The 17,288-nt window shown below is 72.7% G+C and carries 12 protein-coding genes; 5 read left to right on the top strand and 7 right to left on the bottom strand.

Annotation, left to right across the window (positions count from 1 at the left end; all coding sequences use genetic code 11):
• Window positions 1–56 precede the first annotated feature (56 nt).
• On the bottom strand, window positions 57–5,522 hold the full coding sequence (locus tag HNR61_RS38185) for an ATP-binding protein (protein WP_182848023.1): 5,466 nt from the start codon (window positions 5,520–5,522) through the stop codon (window positions 57–59).
• Window positions 5,523–6,695: 1,173 nt separating this feature from the next.
• Between HNR61_RS38185 and HNR61_RS38180 the strand changes: the two genes are divergently transcribed.
• The 3 genes from HNR61_RS38180 to HNR61_RS38170 all read left to right on the top strand — a co-directional run bounded on the left by HNR61_RS38180 (window position 6,696) and on the right by HNR61_RS38170 (window position 9,256).
• Entirely contained in the window at window positions 6,696–6,935 is a 240-nt protein-coding gene (locus HNR61_RS38180) for a hypothetical protein (RefSeq protein ID WP_182848022.1), read from the top strand.
• Between the two features lie 975 nt (window positions 6,936–7,910).
• Window positions 7,911–8,540 (top strand): winged helix-turn-helix domain-containing protein, encoded by a 630-nt coding sequence (locus HNR61_RS38175; protein ID WP_220510302.1) that lies wholly within the window; start codon window positions 7,911–7,913, stop codon window positions 8,538–8,540.
• Window positions 8,537–9,256 carry an SRPBCC family protein gene (locus tag HNR61_RS38170; RefSeq protein ID WP_182848021.1) on the top strand — a complete coding sequence of 240 codons (720 nt, stop codon included), beginning with the start codon at window positions 8,537–8,539 and terminating at the stop codon, window positions 9,254–9,256. The genes HNR61_RS38175 and HNR61_RS38170 overlap by 4 nt, the downstream gene beginning before the upstream one ends.
• A 108-nt stretch (window positions 9,257–9,364) precedes the next feature.
• Here the strand turns inward: HNR61_RS38170 and HNR61_RS38165 are convergent, their stop codons facing one another.
• The 3 genes from HNR61_RS38165 to HNR61_RS38155 form a co-directional block, all read right to left on the bottom strand.
• Window positions 9,365–10,495: a sensor histidine kinase gene (locus tag HNR61_RS38165; RefSeq protein WP_182848020.1), complete on the bottom strand. Its 1,131-nt coding sequence runs from the start codon at window positions 10,493–10,495 to the stop codon at window positions 9,365–9,367.
• Window positions 10,488–11,183 (bottom strand): response regulator transcription factor, encoded by a 696-nt coding sequence (locus HNR61_RS38160; RefSeq protein ID WP_182848019.1) that lies wholly within the window; start codon window positions 11,181–11,183, stop codon window positions 10,488–10,490. The genes HNR61_RS38165 and HNR61_RS38160 overlap by 8 nt, the downstream gene beginning before the upstream one ends.
• 1,044 nt (window positions 11,184–12,227) lie before the next feature.
• Window positions 12,228–12,521 (bottom strand): hypothetical protein, encoded by a 294-nt coding sequence (locus HNR61_RS38155; RefSeq protein ID WP_182848018.1) that lies wholly within the window; start codon window positions 12,519–12,521, stop codon window positions 12,228–12,230.
• A 223-nt stretch (window positions 12,522–12,744) separates the two neighbouring features.
• Here HNR61_RS38155 and HNR61_RS38150 point away from each other — a divergent pair, with 223 nt between their 5' ends.
• Window positions 12,745–13,359 (top strand): winged helix-turn-helix transcriptional regulator, encoded by a 615-nt coding sequence (locus HNR61_RS38150; protein ID WP_246444717.1) that lies wholly within the window; start codon window positions 12,745–12,747, stop codon window positions 13,357–13,359.
• Between the two features lie 267 nt (window positions 13,360–13,626).
• Here HNR61_RS38150 and HNR61_RS38145 read toward each other — a convergent pair whose 3' ends face one another.
• Window positions 13,627–14,034 carry a DUF4440 domain-containing protein gene (locus tag HNR61_RS38145; protein ID WP_182848016.1) on the bottom strand — a complete coding sequence of 136 codons (408 nt, stop codon included), beginning with the start codon at window positions 14,032–14,034 and terminating at the stop codon, window positions 13,627–13,629.
• A 49-nt stretch (window positions 14,035–14,083) separates the two neighbouring features.
• On the opposite strand from HNR61_RS38145, the gene HNR61_RS38140 reads away from it, so the two are divergent.
• A complete protein-coding gene (locus tag HNR61_RS38140; RefSeq protein WP_182848015.1) occupies window positions 14,084–14,677 on the top strand; it encodes a TetR/AcrR family transcriptional regulator in 594 nt (197 codons plus the stop codon).
• A 224-nt stretch (window positions 14,678–14,901) separates the two neighbouring features.
• On the opposite strand, the gene HNR61_RS38135 is transcribed toward HNR61_RS38140, so the two are convergent.
• On the bottom strand, window positions 14,902–15,336 hold the full coding sequence (locus HNR61_RS38135) for a hypothetical protein (RefSeq protein WP_182848014.1): 435 nt from the start codon (window positions 15,334–15,336) through the stop codon (window positions 14,902–14,904).
• A gap of 313 nt (window positions 15,337–15,649) precedes the next feature.
• Window positions 15,650–17,281 carry an amidohydrolase gene (locus HNR61_RS38130; RefSeq protein WP_182848013.1) on the bottom strand — a complete coding sequence of 544 codons (1,632 nt, stop codon included), beginning with the start codon at window positions 17,279–17,281 and terminating at the stop codon, window positions 15,650–15,652.
• Between the last annotated feature and the right edge of the window lie 7 nt (window positions 17,282–17,288).

Raw genomic sequence — 17,288 nt, 5'->3', positions numbered from 1 at the left:
GCGGGAGCACCCGGACGGTGCTCCCGCGAGCGGCGGGCCCGGGTCCCGGCCCGGGCTCAGCCCAGCCGCGACGCGATGGCCTCGATGATCCGGGGACGCATCTCGGCGGCGCCGATCACCGCGTCGACCGAGCCGACCTCGACCGCGCGCCGGATGCTGTGCACGCGGTCGAACTCGGCGGCCACCTCGCTGAGCTTCTCCGCGCGCACCGAGGCGCGCACCTCGTCGAGCTCGGCGGTCAGCTCGGCGGTGAGCGCGGCGCGGTCGGCGTCGGTGGCGGCCGTGATCCGGGCCTCCAGGTCGCGCACGCGCGGATCGTCGGCGGTGCGGGCGTTGACCTCGCCGGAGAACACCACCGCCGCGGCGGGCGCGCCGCCCAGCACCGAGGCGAACGACCCCTCCAGCGCCAGCACGGTCATGTTCGGGTTCAGCGCCTTGGAGAACACCACGAAAGCGCCGCCGTGGTACCGCGAGATCACGCAGAACACGATGGGGCCGCGGAAGTTCACGATCGCGCGCCCGATCTCCGCGCCGTACTCCAGCTGCAGCTTGCGCATCGACTCCGGCGAGCCGTCGAAGCCCGACAGGTTCGCCAGCACCACCAGCGGACGGTTCCCGCTCGCCGCGTTGATCGCCCGCGCGACCTTCTTCGACGACTGCGGGAACAGCGTGCCCGCCGTGTAGGCGTCGGGCCCGTCGGTGGGCGGGAAGCCGCGCCGGGGAACCGACCGCGACTCGATGCCGACCAGGCACACCGGGATGCCGCCGAGGTGGACGTCCTGCACCACCGCGGTCTCGGCGTCGGCCATGCCCGCCCAGCGCTCCAGCACCGGGTGGTCCTGGTCGGACAGCGCCCGCATCACGGTGCGGATGTCGAACGGCTTCTTGCGGTCCGGGTTGGCCCCGGCGGAGAAGATCTCGCCGACGGTGGCGAAGTCGCTGCCCTCCACCGCGTGCGGGAAGTCGCGGACGTCGCGGTCGACGGGGTCGGTGGTCTCCGCGCGCCGCGGAGCGTCCTCGCCGGGGGCGACGTAGGTGTGGTCGTAGTGCGCCATCAGCACGTCGCGGGCGGCGGTCAGGTCCGGGGCCCAGTACTGGGCCTGCCCGTTGGGGCCCATGACCCGGTCGTAGCCGCCGATGCCGAAGTTGTCCTCGGCCGACACGCCGCCGGAGAAGTCCAGGGACTGCTTGCCGGTCAGCACCATCGCCGACTCGGGGACCATCACCAGGACGCCCTTGGTGTGCATGAGCATCGTCGCCTCGGCGTTCCAGTACGGCTGCGCGCCGACGTTGATGCCCGCGACCACGATGTTGATCTCACCGCCGGCCTGGGTGAACTCCACGATCCGCTTGAGCGCCGCGGCCACCCAGTCCATGTTCTCGGTGCCCGACTCCATGGAGATCCGGGCCCCGGCCGACAGCGCGTACCACTCCAGCGGCACGCCCATCCGCTCGGCCAGGTCCAGCGCGGCGATCACGCGGCGGCACTCGGGCTCCGACAGCGCGCCCAGCGCCTTGGTCGGGTCGCCGAGCAGCACGACCCGGGTCACGCCCTCCCGGTGGCGCCGGGTGCGGGTGGTGACCACGCCCGCGACGATCGCCGCGGTGTTGCGCCCCCTCGGCCGGTCGACCGGCACCAGCGCGTGGTCCCCGTCGAGGTCGTGCTCGACGAAGTCGCCGAGCAGGCCGGTCAGCTCGTACGGGTACACCGTGTTGCGGGCGGCGGCGCGCAGCACCTTCAGCCGGTAGTCGTCGAGCGGCCGGACCGGCTCGTCGGCGGGCTCGCCGACGGTCAGCGCGGCCCCGCCGGTGGCGTCGAACGACACCCGCGCGGTGACCTTGTGCAGCTCGCCGGTGCGCGGGTCGCGCCGCCGCGCGACGAACAGGATCTCCTCCAGCCCGGCGCCCTGGGCCGTCGGCAGCACGCGGTCGGCGATCGTCTGCAGCTCCGCGCGGGTCATCTCGCTCGGCGGCCACACGTAGACCACGATCCGGTTGGTGTTGAACCGCTTCTTCGACGGCCGCCGCGACTGCGCCCGGCGGATCGAGTCCAGGCAGGCCGCCACGGTGTACTCGGCGGTCGGCAGCGTCACCAGCCGCCCGTCGTGGTCGCGCAGCGCGGTCAGGTCGCGTACCTGGGTGAACGCGACGAGGCGCTCGTCGGACGGGTTCTCCCGCGCGACGCACCGGTACAGGTACACCTCCTCGTCCGACGAGGGCAGCCGGGTGAGGTCGAAGGCGTTCAGCCGCTCCAGCTGCATCCGCTGCGCGATGTAGGGGTGCAGGCCACGGATCAGCCGTTCCTCGGCCATCCCGGCGCTCGACGGCCGGAACGTGAAGTGGTGGTGCATCACCGCGCGGCGGCTGCCGGCGACGGTGGCGGTGATCCGCCGCACCTGGGGCGGCAGCGGGCGCGCGCCGACGACCTCCTGGAGCGCGACCGCCATCCCGTCGGAGTCCTCCGGCTGGTTCTCCCAGGACACGTAGATGTCGGCGTCGACGGGGTGGCCGCCGTCGGCCAGCTCCGCCAGGCCGTCCAGCGCCCCGCCCAGCGCGTCGAAGCCGACGGCGCAGGAGACCAGCCGGGAGCCCTCGCGCTCGGCGACCACGAACCGGCAGCCGGAGTGCTCGACGGCGCGGACGCCGGTGAGGCCCTTGTTGCCGTAGTAGCGGCGGGTCAGCACCTCCAGCATGACCGAGTTGTCGCGGTCACCGCGCAGCAGCCGCTGGCCCAGCAGCCGCACCAGCGGCTCGGTGCTGCGCACCATCTCGGCGATGCGCTCGGCGCGGTCCGGCGAGTCCGGGTGCGCGTCCAGGTGGCGCAGGTGCTCGCGGACCCGGGCGTAGACGCGGGCGCGGTTGCGCCGCAGCAGCGGCTGCGCGAACCAGGTGAACGCCACGCCGCGCGCCAGGTCGGCGACCACGGGGAAGCGGCCCTGCGTGGCGGCCACCAGCCGTTCCAGGGCCAGGCCCGCCGACTCGTACACGAACGCGTCCGGCGGCGGCTCGCGCAGCCACGAGCGCAGCAGCGCCGCGACGACCGCGGAGTCGGCGGCGGCGCGCTGCCGGGCCAGGAAGATCCGGAACACCGCCGCCTCCAGCTCGGGAGAGCGGTCCAGCCCGGTGACGCCGTAGTGCCCGAGGGCCCTGGCGAGCCTGCCCTGGAACGCCTCGGGCAGCCCGGCCCGCTCCACGTCGAGGCTCTGCAGGTAGGTGTGGAAGTACTCGTGGTCGCTGTGCAGGTGGCCCTCGCCGGCGTCCTCGCCGTTCGGCCGGTTGCGGCCGAGCTCGGCCAGGTCGGCGAACGCCTCGATGAGGCCGAGTTCCTCGGCCAGCGGCCGGCGGCCCTCACCGGTGGCCGCCCGGCGCGCGGCGAGGTAGTCGTCGAGCATCCGGCGCTCGTCGTGCGGGTCGACGTCGAAGCCCAGCAGCAGGGAGCGCAGGTCCTCCAGGCCGCGCGCGAGGCGGTCGCGCGCCGGGACGTCCGCGGGCGCGGCGGGCAGGTCCAGCTCGACGGCGGCGACGGGGGCCTCGGCGACCTCGTCGTCGCCGACCGGCTCCAACCGGAGCAGCGGCGCGCCCGTCTCGACCTGGCTGCCGACGGAGACGACGCACTCCTTCACCCGCGCCCGGAACGGCGCCCGCAGCACCGTCTCCATCTTCATGCTCTCCAGCACCAGCACCGGCGCGTTCGCCTCGACCTCGTCGCCGACCTCCAGCGGCGTGGCGATGACCAGCGCGGGCGCGGGCGAGCGGACGACGCCGCCCTCGTCGCGGCTGACGCGGTGGGTGACGCCGTTCACCTCGATCAGGTGGACCGGCCCGTGGGTGTCGGTGAGCAGCCGGTAGCGCACGCCGTTGACGACGATCTGCCCCGAGTGCCGGTCGAAACGGGCGAGCTCGACGTCGGCGGTGCGCGGGTCGCCGCCCGCCTCGATGCCGACGCGGAACCGGTGCGGCCCCACCCGCGCCACGCGCACGCGGTAGCCGACGCCGCGCAGCTTGAGGTCCAGCGGCCGGCCGCTCTCGTGCTGCACCTGCGGGCGCCCGCCGGACGCCGTCGACAGCAGCCGCTGCTGCTCGGCGCGTTCCTGCTCCTCGTAGGCGTCGATGGCCGCGGCCGCCAGCGCGACGGCGGAGTGCCGGTGCGACACGAGCCCGCCCGCGGCGCGGACGCGGTCGATCCAGCCGGTGTCGGCGCTGGCGTCGATCACCTCGGGCCGGTCGAGCAGGTCCAGCACGAAGCTCTTGTTGGTGGTGCCGCCCTCGATGACCACCTTGGTCTGGGTCATCGCCCGGCGCAGCCGTCCCAGCGCCTCGGCGCGGTCGCGGCCGTAGGCGATGATCTTCGCGATCATGGAGTCGAACTCGGCGGGGATGGTGTCGCCCTCGCTGACCCCGGTGTCCACGCGGATGCCGGGCCCGGCCGGCAGCTCCAGCCGCGCGATGCGGCCCGGGGACGGCGCGAAGTCGCGGTCGGGGTCCTCGGCGTTGAGCCGGGCCTCGACGGCGTGGCCGCGCTCGACCGGCCGCTCCCCCTCCAGGCGGCCGCCCGCCGCCACGTGGAGCTGGGCCTTCACCAGGTCGAACCCGGTGGTGGCCTCGGTGATCGGGTGCTCGACCTGAAGCCGGGTGTTGACCTCCAGGAACGCGAACTGCCGGTCACCGGGGTGGTAGAGGAACTCCACGGTCGCCGCGCCCCGGTAGCCGACCGCGATCGCCAGCCGTTCGGCGGAGCCCTTGAGCTCGGCCACCTGCTCGGGATCGAGCACCGGCGAGGCCGACTCCTCGATGATCTTCTGGTTGCGGCGCTGCACCGAGCAGTCGCGCACGCCCAGCGCCCACGCGGTGCCCTGGCCGTCGGCGATCACCTGGACCTCGACGTGCCGGGCCCCGGTGACCAGGCGTTCCAGGAACACCACGCCGCTGCCGAACGCCCGCGCGGCCTCCTGGCTGGTGCGCTCGTAGGCGTCGGCCAGCTCGGACCCGTCCCTGATCACGCGGATGCCCCGGCCGCCGCCGCCCGCGGTCGCCTTGAGCATCAGCGGGTAGCCGATCCGGCCGGCCGCCGCCAGCGCGGCGTCCAGGCTCTCGACCGCGCCCCGGCTCCACGGCGCGACCGGCACCCCGACCTCCTCGGCGATCAGCTTCGCGCCGATCTTGTCGCCGAGCCGGCGCATGGCCTCGGGGCTCGGGCCGACGAAGGCGACCCCGATCCGCTCGCACAGCTCCGCGAACGCCGGGTCCTCGGCGACGAAGCCCCAGCCGACCCACGCGGCGTCGGCCCCGGTCTCCACCAGGGCGCGTTCCAGGACCTTCAGGTCCAGGTAGGGACGCGCGGCGGCGGGCCCGAGGTCGTAGGCGAGGTCGGCCTCGCGCACGAACGTCGCGTCGCGGTCGACGTCGGTGTGCAGCGCGACGGTCTCGATCGGCGTCCCGGTCTCGGAGACCAGATCCCGAACGCCTTGGATGAGGCGCATCGCTGCCTCACCACGGTTGACGATGGCGACACGACGGAACACGCGGCCGAACCCTCCCTGATCTCGCTGCTGGTCGTCTGGATCCCGCCGGAGTCGGCTGACCGCGCTTCCCACCACGAGACCTCCCTCGGCTCCGTCGACAGCGCGGTGCCCCTCACTCGGTCGCGGACAGGAGGAACGTGCTCGAGGGCGGCGGCCGGCACCGGAGACATGTTTGATCAGACCCTATGTACCAGCGGACGCCGGTGGGCAGTGGACGCCCACCAACCTCTGCCGCCCAAATCTGTGCGATGGATCAGTTGACGCTGGCCCGGGGCCCCGCCGTCACATCGGTACGATCATGGATTCCGACGGCCGAATCCGATTCGGTGGGGTCGTCGGGACACGGACACCGCGCCGGGCGGAGATGCCTCGGGAACCTGGAACGCGGGCGCCGTCCGCCGGATACCGGTCCCGGCGATTCGCCCGCCCCGGCCGCAGTCTACGACCGCCGCCAGAACGGTCATGCCCCGCCCGCGCAGGCGCCGACCACCTGCGGATCATCGTCGGTGAGCGGCGACGGCATGCAGGAGACCGGCAGGTTCCGGTGCCCGGCGGCGGATGGACGGGACGGGGCGGGCCGCGAGGGCCGCCCGAACGCGCTCGTCCCCGGAAGCGGCGAGAGCCTCCACCCGCTGTGGCGTCAGCGTCACGGAAGGGAGGACCCCGGCGCGGTTGGCCGGGTCCGCCAGCAGCGATTCGTGCAGGTCCTGCGGCGGCCGGGGATGCCGCAGCGCGGACCGCCGGCTGCGCGTCGGTGCGCAGAACGTGGTGGGCTTTGGGGGCGCATCGGTCCACCAGCAGGTCGGCCGGGACCTCGGTGTCCGGTGTGACCAGATGCCCGGCGACACGGCGCGGCACCGTCACCCGCACCTGGGGGTCGGGGTGAGCGGCCAGCCGCCAACAGGCGGACGTCGGAAGGGCGTTGTTGTGGCCCAGGTGACAGGCGACCTCGGGATCTCCCGACCCCAGCAGCTCCTCGGCCAACGCCTGCGACATGCGCGGACGAATGCGCCGCTCGTCCGGAGGGGGAAGCTGCATGGAGCAGGAGCCTGCGAGAGGAACGCGACGCGGCTCCGGCCGGTGCCGATGACGGCGACGCGGGGATGCCGCCCGTTCCCTGCGGGGCACGCGCTCGGGCGGGTTTCCCTCCATGCCGTCGGGTAAGGGCGGATCATGTCGCACCGCAACGATCCAGAGCCGAACGGCGACGAGAACCTCATCGAGCCGCAGGGCGTGAACGCCGGAGGCGCGATCGACCGTCCCGCGGACCGGGAGCCGGACGACGACCCGACCGCCCCCGCCTCCGGCCCGCCCGACCCCGCCACCGTGGCCACGCGCGACGAGGAGATGGTCGGCGTTCCCGAGCAGAAGCCCGGCTACCCCGGCCAGCAACGCTCCATCGACACCAGCTGACCGCCACGCCCGGACCGGCCCCCGCGCTGGGCGTTGACGACCTCCACCAGGCCGCGCCGCTCACCGGACAGCACGGCGGCGGGGGCTCTGGCGGAGGTTCGCTCGCCAGGCCGGCCCAAAGCCGAGAATGGTCAGGCGCAGGCGGCGGCTCGGCGTCCCGACACCGGGGTCGATCGAGGTCGACCTGACGAAGCCGTGGCCGTTGCGCGCCACCAGCGGCGCGACGCCGGCGGTGTTGAGCAGCCCGCCGCGAGCGCCAGGATCTGCGGCACCGACGCCGGTGCAGCGAACCGCGGCGGTGCCAGGCTCAGCCGACCGTCGACGGCGCCGTCCCGTAGACGATGCCGACTTTGGCCGGCGACATCCGCCACGTCGGTGAACGTGCCGACCCGGTCATGCCACTCCCTGGGCACGCCACCCCCACTCCGTCCGGCCGCGGGCCACGACGATCTCTTTGATGCCCTACAGACGTGCCGGTCGCCCGTCTGGACCCCGCTCCGCGTTGGCCGCAGTGGAGTTACCGGCGCGGTGGCCGTGCGCCAGCGCCGGCCGGTGATGGCCCGCGCCTTCCATTCGATGATCTCTCAGGACGACAGGTCGTCGTGCGGCCGAGGATGAGACCGGCGCGCTCGACCACCCGCTGTCCGTTGACGCTGTGGACCGGCGGCGCTGGTGGTGACCGGTGGCGGTGCGGATGACCGCACCGTGTTCACCGCGGCGCCGGACCGGGACGGCCTCGAACGCGACCGGACCACATGGTGGCCGGCCAGGGTCACGGCAGCCGGACCCGTCGCGGCTCAAACGCCGGCGCCGCATCGCCACGCGCCTCCGACACCCTGGCCGCCCTGCTGATGTGGCCATGAACTTTGGCGGCGGAACCTAGCGCGGATCTTCGTTCCGGTGCTCGCCGACCCCCGTCTCCACCCGCGGCGTGTTCATGCGAACGATTTGACAAATTTATCTGTCAAATGGACGATGGGTTTCGTGGAAAGCGGCATCAACTACCTCGACGAGCCGGACACGGTGGCGGCCGTGCTGGCCCCGTTGCGCAGGAAACTGCTGGCCAAGCTGCGCGAACCCGCCTCCGCGACGCAGCTCGCGGCGGCGCTCGGCCTGCCGAGGCAGAAGGTGAACTACCACCTGCGGGCGCTGGAGTCCGCGGGCCTGATCGAGCTGGTCGAGGAGCGGCGGCGCCGCGGGTGCCTGGAGCGCATCATGCGCGCCCGGCCCGGCGCGGTCGTGGTGGATCCGACGGTGATGAGCCACGACCAGGACTCCTCGGCGGAGCAGCTCAGCCTGATCCAGGACCAGTACGCCGCCGAGCACCTGGTCGACGTCGCCGCGGCGACCGTCCGCGACGTCGCACGGATGCAGGTCAAGGCGGACGAAGCCGGCAAGCGCCTGCTCACCTTCACCGCCGAGACCGATGTGCGGTTCGCCAGCCCGGCGGACGTCCACCGGTTCACCGACGAGCTGACCGAAGCGCTGCGGGAGATCGCGGCCCGGTTCGACACGCGCGACGGTCGCCCGTACCGGGTGGTGGTCGGCGGCCACCCCACCCCCAGACCCACCGGCGAGAAGATCGACCAGGGAGAGAATCCATGAACCATGTCCAGCCCACCGGCACGCCGCGACTGGAGATCCGGGTGGCGGCCACGGTCGACGCCGCCTGGCGGGCACTGCGGGACAAGGACCTGATCAGGCAGTGGCACGGTTGGCAGTCCGGTGAGCTCGAAGCCGAGATCGACTCGATCTACTTCACCGACGTCACCGAGGACACCGGGACGCACACGTTCCTCGCCAACGGCGGCGACCGGTTCGAGGTGCGCGGCGACGGCGAGGGTTTCGTCCGCGTCACGCTCGTCCGCGCACCGCTGAGCGGCGATCCCGAATGGGACGCCTACTACGACGACGTCACCGAGGGCTGGATCTCCTTCCTGCACCAACTGCGCTTCGCGCTCGAGCGCAAGCCCGGCGAGCGGCGGCGCACGCTGTTCCTCGGCGATCGGGACACGTACTCGGGCACCGTGATCGAACGCCTGGGGCTGGCCGCGGCGAGCGAGCCGGGCAGCCGCTACACCGCGACCCTCGCCGGCGAGCCGATCGAGGGCGAGGTGTGGTTCCGCTCGGAGCACCAGCTCGGGGTCACGGTGGACTCCTGGGGAGAAGGCCTGCTGATCATCGCGGGCACCGGCCCCTCCACGACCGCACCGGCGGGCACGTCGATGGCCCTGTTGAGCACCTACCACCAGGACGAGGACGCGTACACCCTGCTCAACGAGCGGTGGTCCCGATGGTGGGGCGACAACACCGGCAGGTGACTCGTCAAGCAGCGCAGGGATGTGCCGACCAGGCGCGCAACCGGGCCCGCCGGGCTCTGCCGGTGGCCGCCAGCCGGTCTTCGATGTCGAGGTCTACGAGCACGGAACCTAGTGGGCCTCGTCCGGGGACGCCGCCCGCGGCGTGGCGGGAAGCCGGGCCGTGACGATGAGGCCGCCGGTGGGGCGGGGGGTGAGGTCGAGGGTCCCGTCGTGGGCCCGGACGATGCTGTGCACGATGGCCAGCCCGAGGCCGACGCCGACGTGCCCGTCGGTGCGGATGCGTGTCGTTCCGCGCTGGAAGGGCTCGATGAGGGTCGGCACCAGTTCCGGCGGGAGCCGATGGCCGGTGTTCTCGACCCGCAGCACGCTCGCGTCGCGCTGGGATTCGGTGTGGACCGTCACGGTGCCTCCCGTGGGGAGGTTGTGGACGATGGCGTTCTGGACGAGGTTGGTCGCCATCCGCAGCAGGAGCGGCGCGGAGCCGACGGCCCTCGTGGGCTCGCCGGTGACATCGAGCGTGATCTGACGCCGTTCGGCGAGGGGAAGCAGCGTTTCGGTGGCTTCTTCGGCGACCAGGGACAGGTCGACGGGCTCGCGGGTGAAGGTTCCGCGGCCACTGCGGCTGAGCAGCAGCAGGGCCTCGGTGAGTTCGATCGCCCGCGTGTTGACGGTGTGGAGGCGCTCGATGAGCTCTCCCTGATCCCGTGCGGGGTCGTTGCGGGCGACGTCGAGGAGTGACTGCGAGATCGCCAGCGGGGTGCGCAGTTCGTGGGAGGCGTTGGCGGCGAAACGTTGCTGCTCGGCGACATGGGATTCGAGTTGTTCGAGCATGGTGTCGAACACGTCGGAGAGTTCGCGGAACTCGTCCCTGGGGCCTTCCAGGCGGATCCGGTGGGACAGCGATCCGTGGGAGGCCAGCCGTGCCGCGTCCGCGATCTGTGTGAGCGGCGCCAGCATCCGGCCGGCGAGGACCCATCCTCCCAGCAGGCCGAACACCAGCAGGAACGCCAGTGCCGCGACCGAGGCGGGGGCGAAGCCGCGCAGGAGGTCGGAGCGGTTGTACCCGATGATGATCACGCTGCCGACCGCCCGGCGGATGGCCCCGGGGTCGTCGGTGGGGAGCCAGCGCAGCACGAACACCCAGAACACGGCGAGCAGGACAGCACCGGCCAGCAGGAGGAACCCGGCGTAGCTGATGGTGAGTTTCAGCCGGACGCTGAGCCCTGGGCGCCTATTCATGAGCGTCGCCAGGGCGGGCGGGGGCGACGCCGGTGTCGATGCGGTAGCCGACGCCGAGCACCGTGGAGATGAGCGCCGGCTCGCCGAGTCGTTTGCGCAGCGCCGAGACGGTGATGCGGACGGCGTTGGTGAAGGGGTCGGCGTTCTCGTCCCAGGCCCGCTCCAGTAGCTCCTCGGCGCTGACGACACCGCCTTCGGCGGCGACCAGGACCTCCAGCACGGCGAACTGCTTGCGGGTGAGCGCGATGTAGCGTCCGTCGCGGAAGACCTCGCGGCGGAAGGGATCCAGCCGCAGCCCCGCGAGCTGGCGGACCGGGGGTCGGGCGTGCGCGCGCCTGCGGTCCAGCGCCCGCAACCGCATGACCAGCTCCCGCAGCTCGAACGGTTTGGTGAGGTAGTCGTCGGCGCCGAGCTCGAAACCCGAGGCCTTGTCGTCGATCCGGTCGGCGGCGGTGAGCATCAGGATCGGGATGCCGCTGCCGGAGGCGACGATCCGGCGGGCGACCTCGTCGCCGGAGGGGCCGGGGATGTCGCGGTCGAGGACCGCGAGGTCGTAGGAGTTGACGCTGAGCAGTTCCAGGGCGGTGTCACCGTCGCCGGCGATGTCGGCGGCGATCGCCTCCAGCCGCAGACCGTCACGCACGGCTTCGGCCAGGAAAGGCTCGTCCTCCACGATCAGTACGCGCATATCTGGAGGTTAGACAGCAGGGTGTATCGCCGACGTATGCAACATGCCTCAACGGCCCGCGAGCCCCTCACCGGCCAGAACGCTGGACAGTCCCGGATGACCGTCGTGGCGGCGGCACCTCTCGAACCGGCGCGCCCCTTGTCGGTCACGAGGTGATCGGGGTGTGTCCGGAACCCGCACACACCCCGATCTGATCCAGCACCCGGCGGCCCGACCGCGGCCACTGTGAAGCCATCTACGACCGCTCGGCGGCACTGCCGGGCGGTGCGATGCTGAACGGCTGGTGCCAGCCTTCTGCGGCGGTCCAGAAATTGGTCTCGATGCGACCGTCCGCGCCGTCACCACCAGAGGCAGGATCTCAACCGGCATCGTGCGCCAAACCCCGCCCTGGACCTACGCAGAAGCCCAGTAGCAACAGCCGTGGCCGCCACGGTCGGCGAGGGCGCCCCGTTGGGACCGGCCGAGGACGACCGCTCCGCGATGGCTCTGTTGCGCTTCGCGGTGATGTCGGGGACGGGGCGGATCGGGCGCGATATGACATCGCTCCCGACGACCGTCAGGAGCCCCTTCCGCATCGACCGGCCCCGCCCCTCGGTGAGGATGGTGCGGGCGCCGCTCGACATCGACACCGACCCACGGGCGACCGGCAGCCTCTGCTGGTGGCAATCGGCGCGTCGGAGTTCGCCGCGGCGCACCGCGCGCAATGTCCACCTTGCACGCCGCCGCGGGCGGCGGCTGTGCGGAGACGCTGTGGTTGATGCTCGTTCGCGTCGGTGATCCCGGCCCGCCCGGGTTCAGGATCACCAGCGATGCGCCGCCCGGTATTGCCCGGAAGCAGGGCCGCGACGCGAGCCCTTCGGCCAAACGGGCGCCCTTCACCGGCCTCAAGGCGGTGGAGCGTGACGGCCGCCCCGTCATCATGCCCCGTGACTCGCGACGGCCGGTCACCACTTCGAGTCGGCGGTGGCGTTGCGGCGGCGTCGTCCGCGCCACCGTCTACAGCACAGTACGAACAGGGTCAGTCCCGAGGTCCGCGCAGGGTCCTCACTCTCCGGCGTTTGCCGACTTGACCTCGACAAGGACCACGTTCACCTCTCCCGCCAGCAACTCCCAGGCATGGTCGAAGGCGTCCTCCTGCCAGACGACCGCGCCGGGGTTCAGATCCACGATCTGGGTCGTCCCGTCCGCCCAGGTCACCTTCTGTCGCCCGGAGCCGAGGTTGACCACGAGCATCGGCGGGTGCGAGTGCATCGCGCTCTCCCAACCGTGAGAGGCGCGCGCGTGCACCACCCGAACGTGTTCGTTCTCGAACAGGATCTGGTGCGCGTCGGGATCCACGACCGTTGCGTGCTGGGGCTTCTGGGTCGAGGTCTGGGTCTGTCTCGAAAGCGAACTACTCACCGCGGGCTCCTGTCCGCCGGGCTTCACCCGGCTGTTTCGCTAAACCATAACCACTGTTAGTTGTTAAAAACAACCTCCATGGGCGACAAGTTAGGATCAGGCGGGATACAGGAGGGAAGTGGTCATGCCGACCAGCCGTAGTTATCGGGATTCGTGCGGGATGGCTCGGGCTCTCGACGTCGTCGGGGAGCGGTGGGCGCTGCTGGTCGTCCGGGAGTTGCTCCTGGTGCCCCAACGCTTCTCCGAGCTGCGGCACGCCCTGCCCAACGCCAGCTCGAACCTGCTCGCCGACCGGCTTCGGGAGCTCGAGCACCACGGGGTGATCCGTCGCCGCAAACTGGCGTCGGCGGGGCCGCACGTCTACGAGCTGACAGAGTGGGGCCGGAAGCTGGAACCGATCGTCCTGGCTCTGAGCGAGTGGGGAATCGACGCCCCGAGCCCTCCGGAGCCCACCTCGCTCAGCGCCACCTCGGTGCTGATCTTCCTGCGGATCGGTCTTCGTCCCGACCCGGCGGCGGCGCCGATCGTCTGCCGCCTCGATCTCGACGGCTCGGTCTGGACGGTCCGCGCCTCCTCCGGAGAGGTTCAGGTGCGGAGCGGCGAACCCGCCACGGCCGACATCTCGCTTCGCACGGACCCCAGGACGCTCGGCGGCCTGCTGGACGACCCGGCGTCGCTCGACTCCGCGCTCGCCGAGGGGAGCGTGGCCCTCGTGGGCGACCCGCTGACCCTCAAACAGCTGCTGTACGGTGCCGCCGATCCGCAACGGTCGTGATCGCCGACCCCTATGGCGAGTGTGAGGTCATGGCGGTGAGAGCGGCGGCTTGACGGGTGTCATGCATGCGGCCCCCTCCCTGTTCGGGACGGGGGCCGTTCGCGTGTGCGGGCGGTCGGGGCGGTGGGTGCCACCGCCCGGCGAACCGCGCCGGTCATCGCGGGGCTCGCCGGGCCCGTTCGAGAGGTCACCGGGCCCGGTCGCGGCAGGCCGGTCAGCGGCGTCTGCGCGCCGGAAGGTCACGGGACTTCACCGGCCGGGCACTTCTCACACGTCGTCCCAGGCCGCGGCGCACATCTTCCAGCCGGTCGCGGTCCGGATGAACTGGGTGGTCTGGCGGCCCGCCCCCTCGAACCACTCGCCGTCGAGGTAGCCGGACTTGCCGTACTCGCTGAACCGGTGCGCGATCGACCCGAAGATCTCGGTGCGTTCGGAGACCTCCCACTCGGAGAACTCGGTGAGCGTCCCGTCGGTGAGCATCTTCTCCCGGGGCGCGATGAACGTGTCGAGATCGTAGATCTCGGTCTTTCCCCCGACGTTCTTGATGATCAGCCCCTCCGGGATGAACACCTCACGGATGACGTCGAGGTTCGGCCGGCTGCCGCCGGTGTTGCCGAACGCACCGAACAGGGTGCGCATCATCCGGTCGAGTTCGGCCTTGACGTCGGCGGACATGGAACCTCCGATTCACATAACAGATGTTGTGTGAACATATCCTGTCCGCATGCCACGCCACAAGGGAGACCATGACGCCCGACGCCGCGACGTGTCCGGGGCGGTGTGGCGGGTGCTGGCCGCGCACGGGTTCGGCGGCCTGACGCTGCGGGCGGTCGCCACCGAGATGGGCGCGACGACCGGCCTGCTCACGCACTACTTTCCGAACAAGAAGGCGCTGGTCGCGCATGCGCTGACGTTGCTGGACGAACGCCGGGCCGCGCGGCCCGGACACGCCGGGCCCGACGGGCTCGCCGCCCTGCGCGCGACACTGCTGGACATCCTGCCGCGCACGCCGCAGGCGGCCGCGGACAACCGGATCTGGGTCAGCTCGTGGGACGCGGCGCTGGCCGACCCGGATCTCGCCGCCGGACACGCGGCCCGCTACGCGCGTGCGCGCGAGCGGATCCGGCACCAGGTGCGGACGGCGCAACGCCTGGGAGAGCTGCCCCCCGCGGATCCGGACGGCGTCGCGGCGACGATCCAGTCCTTCGCGCTCGGCCTCATCGTGCAGGCCCTGTTCAGCCCGGAGGAGTTCCCGCCCGAGCGGCAGACCCGCCTCCTGGACGACTTCCTGGCCACCCTCGCGGTCGAAGGCCGGTGAACCGGCGGATCAGGGAGTCGCCATGACCGCGTGGACGGCGACCGTCGCGGGACCCTGCGGCTCGGATCGGCGGGTCGACGCTCACAACGCCGCCGGTCAGGACGGAGGTGGCGCGTGTCGGTCACGGCGGGCCGGTGGTCGTCGAGCGGTTCCCCTGCGCGCGTCATCGCCGGCGGGGCGGGCGGCGGAGCGTTGGCAGCCCGCATTCGCTTCGGCGACGGGAGTCACGGCATCACGCCCGCCATGTAGGCCCCGACGACCACCAGGAGGCCGAGGAGGCCGAGCGGACCCGCCGTCCAGGAGGCCGCGAGTGCCTGCCCGGCCGTGGCACCGGCGTCCTCCAGGTCCTCCCGCGCCTGCCTGACCGGCAGCATGCTCATGGCCACGGGCGTGTACAGCACGGCGGCGAGCACGATGGCGCAGGAGCCGACCCAGGCCAGGTCCATCTCGTGGCCGAGTTCCACCCCCGTCTTGCAGAGCCCGAGGAAGGCCGCCGCGCAGAGCAGCTGCGCGCCGGCGGCGCGCGCCAGGGCGCCCGGAACACCGCCCGCCCGGCGGGCGATCCAGCCGTGCAGCACGTCATCCACCACCACGGAGGAGACGGTCACTCCCCAGAAGAACAGCGCCACCAGCCCGAGCCAGCCCAGCGTTTCGAACATCGCCCGATCCCACCCCGTCCCCGTCGTACGGACGAGCCGCACCGCGTCCGGTCCCCGCCACGGTGCCGACCCCGCTGACAACGAGACGCACCGGCGGCCGGATCGGTGCCGCCGTTCCTGGCGACCGGCGTTCCGGCAGCGGCTTTCGAAGCGTGGGCGGATGTCACTGTCCGCGATGGTCTCCGCGCTCGCAGTGGCCATTCTTTGATCTTGACGGTAGGATGGGCGGTTCAGGCGGTGACCGTATGGCCGGGAGGCTGGGGAACGGTCACCGCCTGAGCCGTCCTCGCCCGGTCGGCCCAGGGCGCGGTCGTCAGAGGGACGGCGCCCGGTGGGTGGGGCGGGCGTTCACCACGGTGAGGAGGACGGGCAGCTCGGCGAGGTCCTCGTCCGGGACGGTGAGCGGGTTCTCGGCGAAGACCGTCAGGTCGGCCCGGTGGCCCGGGGCGAGGCGTCCCGCGCGGTCCTCCTCGGCGGCGGCCCAGGCCGGGCTGAGGGTGTAGCCCTGGAGGGCCTGGAGCGGGGTCAGCGCCTGCTCCGGTCCGTGCGGCGGCTGCGTCAGGTCGCGGCTCGGGCGGCGGTGCCGGGCCCCCGCCATGACGGCGAGGGGCTGGTAGGGGGCGATGGGCCAGTCCGAGCCGAGGACGACCGTCGCGCCGGCGTCCCACAGGTCGCGGCAGCGGAAGGCGCGGGCGGCGCGCTCCTCGCCGAGGCGGCGCGACCAGTTGTCGGTGTGGTCGGCGCGGGTGAACTCGCAGCAGTGGGTCGGCTGCATGGACGCGGCGACGCCGAGGCGGGCGAAGCGGCGCACGGTGTCGTCCGGGACGGTCTCGATGTGCTCGATGCGGTGCCGGGGCGAGCCCGCCCTCTCCCCCGTTCCGGCCTGCGCCTTCTCGATGGAGTCGAGCGCGTGCCGGACGGCGGCGTCGCCGATGGCGTGGGTGGCGGTGGGCACGCCCTCGCGGTGGAGCTCCGCGACGGCCCGGGTGTAGGCGTCCGGGTCGGGCCAGAAGGCGTGCGCGGACTCGCCGTGGCAGTCGGGCCGTTCGAGCCAGGCGGTGCCGTTGTCGATGGTGCCGTCCATGAACAGTTTCACGCCGGCGACCCGCCACAGGTCGCCGCCCGTCCCCTGGGTCCGGACGAGTCCGGCGATCGCGCCGGCGTCCGCGCCGGGCTGGCACCAGGGGGCGACGCGGACGCGCAGCGCGAGGTCGCCCGCCTCCTCCAGCGCGGCGTAGAGGGAGAGGCTGTCGCCGTTGGCGTCCATGGCGTGGCCCCCGGTCAGGCCCGCGGCGGCCATGCCGCGCAGGACGGCGGCGGCCCGCGCCCGGATCTCGGCGGCGGTGGGACGCGGCATGACGGCCTCGACGAGTTCGCACGCCGCGTCCTCCAGCAGCAGGCCGGTGGGCCGCCCCTCGTCGTCGCACACGATCTGGGACGACTGCGCGAAGTCGCGCGGGCCGTCGATGCCGGCGAGGTCCAGGGCGCGGGGGCTCGCCAGCATGGAGTGCGCGTCGAACAGGTCGATCGCGGCGGGGACGTCGGCGAGGACGGGGCCGAGGGCGGCGGCGGTGACGGGCCGGTCGCCGAAGACGTTCGGGTCGAGGCCCCAGCCGCGCAGCCACGCGCCGGGGGCGAGGGCGCGGGACTCGCGGGCCAGGGCCTCGCGGACGGCGGCGAGGTCGGCGCAGCCGGACAGGTCGACGCCCATCGTCCGCTCGGCGCCGGACAGCGGGTGCGTGTGACCGTCCACGAGGCCCGGGGTGACGACCGCCCCCCGCACGTCGATGACCGCCGTCGCCGGCCCGGCGAGCGCGCGGACCTCCCGGTCGTCGCCGAGGGCGGTGATCCGGCCGCCGCCCGCGGCGAGCGCGGTGTGCGGGAGCGGGCCGCCGGTCAGCGGGTCGAGCAGCCGGGCGGACAGCAGGACGAGATCGGGGTGCAAGGGGAGG

It is taken from the genome of Actinomadura kijaniata (assembly GCF_014138665.1).
Classification (GTDB): Bacteria; Actinomycetota; Actinomycetes; order Streptosporangiales; family Streptosporangiaceae; genus Spirillospora; species Spirillospora kijaniata.
Note: the sequence above shows the minus strand (reverse complement) of the source record. Positions and strands in the feature narration are given on the sequence as shown.

Coding starts and splice junctions, on each gene's coding strand:
- HNR61_RS38180 (WP_182848022.1), top strand. CDS start 6,696: ATGTCGCACCGCAACGATCCAGAGCCGAACGGCGACGAGAACCTCATC.
- HNR61_RS38175 (WP_220510302.1), top strand. CDS start 7,911: ATGGGTTTCGTGGAAAGCGGCATCAACTACCTCGACGAGCCGGACACG.
- HNR61_RS38170 (WP_182848021.1), top strand. CDS start 8,537: ATGAACCATGTCCAGCCCACCGGCACGCCGCGACTGGAGATCCGGGTG.
- HNR61_RS38165 (WP_182848020.1), bottom strand. CDS start 10,495: ATGAATAGGCGCCCAGGGCTCAGCGTCCGGCTGAAACTCACCATCAGC.
- HNR61_RS38160 (WP_182848019.1), bottom strand. CDS start 11,183: ATGCGCGTACTGATCGTGGAGGACGAGCCTTTCCTGGCCGAAGCCGTG.
- HNR61_RS38150 (WP_246444717.1), top strand. CDS start 12,745: ATGGCTCGGGCTCTCGACGTCGTCGGGGAGCGGTGGGCGCTGCTGGTC.
- HNR61_RS38145 (WP_182848016.1), bottom strand. CDS start 14,034: ATGTCCGCCGACGTCAAGGCCGAACTCGACCGGATGATGCGCACCCTG.
- HNR61_RS38140 (WP_182848015.1), top strand. CDS start 14,084: ATGCCACGCCACAAGGGAGACCATGACGCCCGACGCCGCGACGTGTCC.
- HNR61_RS38135 (WP_182848014.1), bottom strand. CDS start 15,336: ATGTTCGAAACGCTGGGCTGGCTCGGGCTGGTGGCGCTGTTCTTCTGG.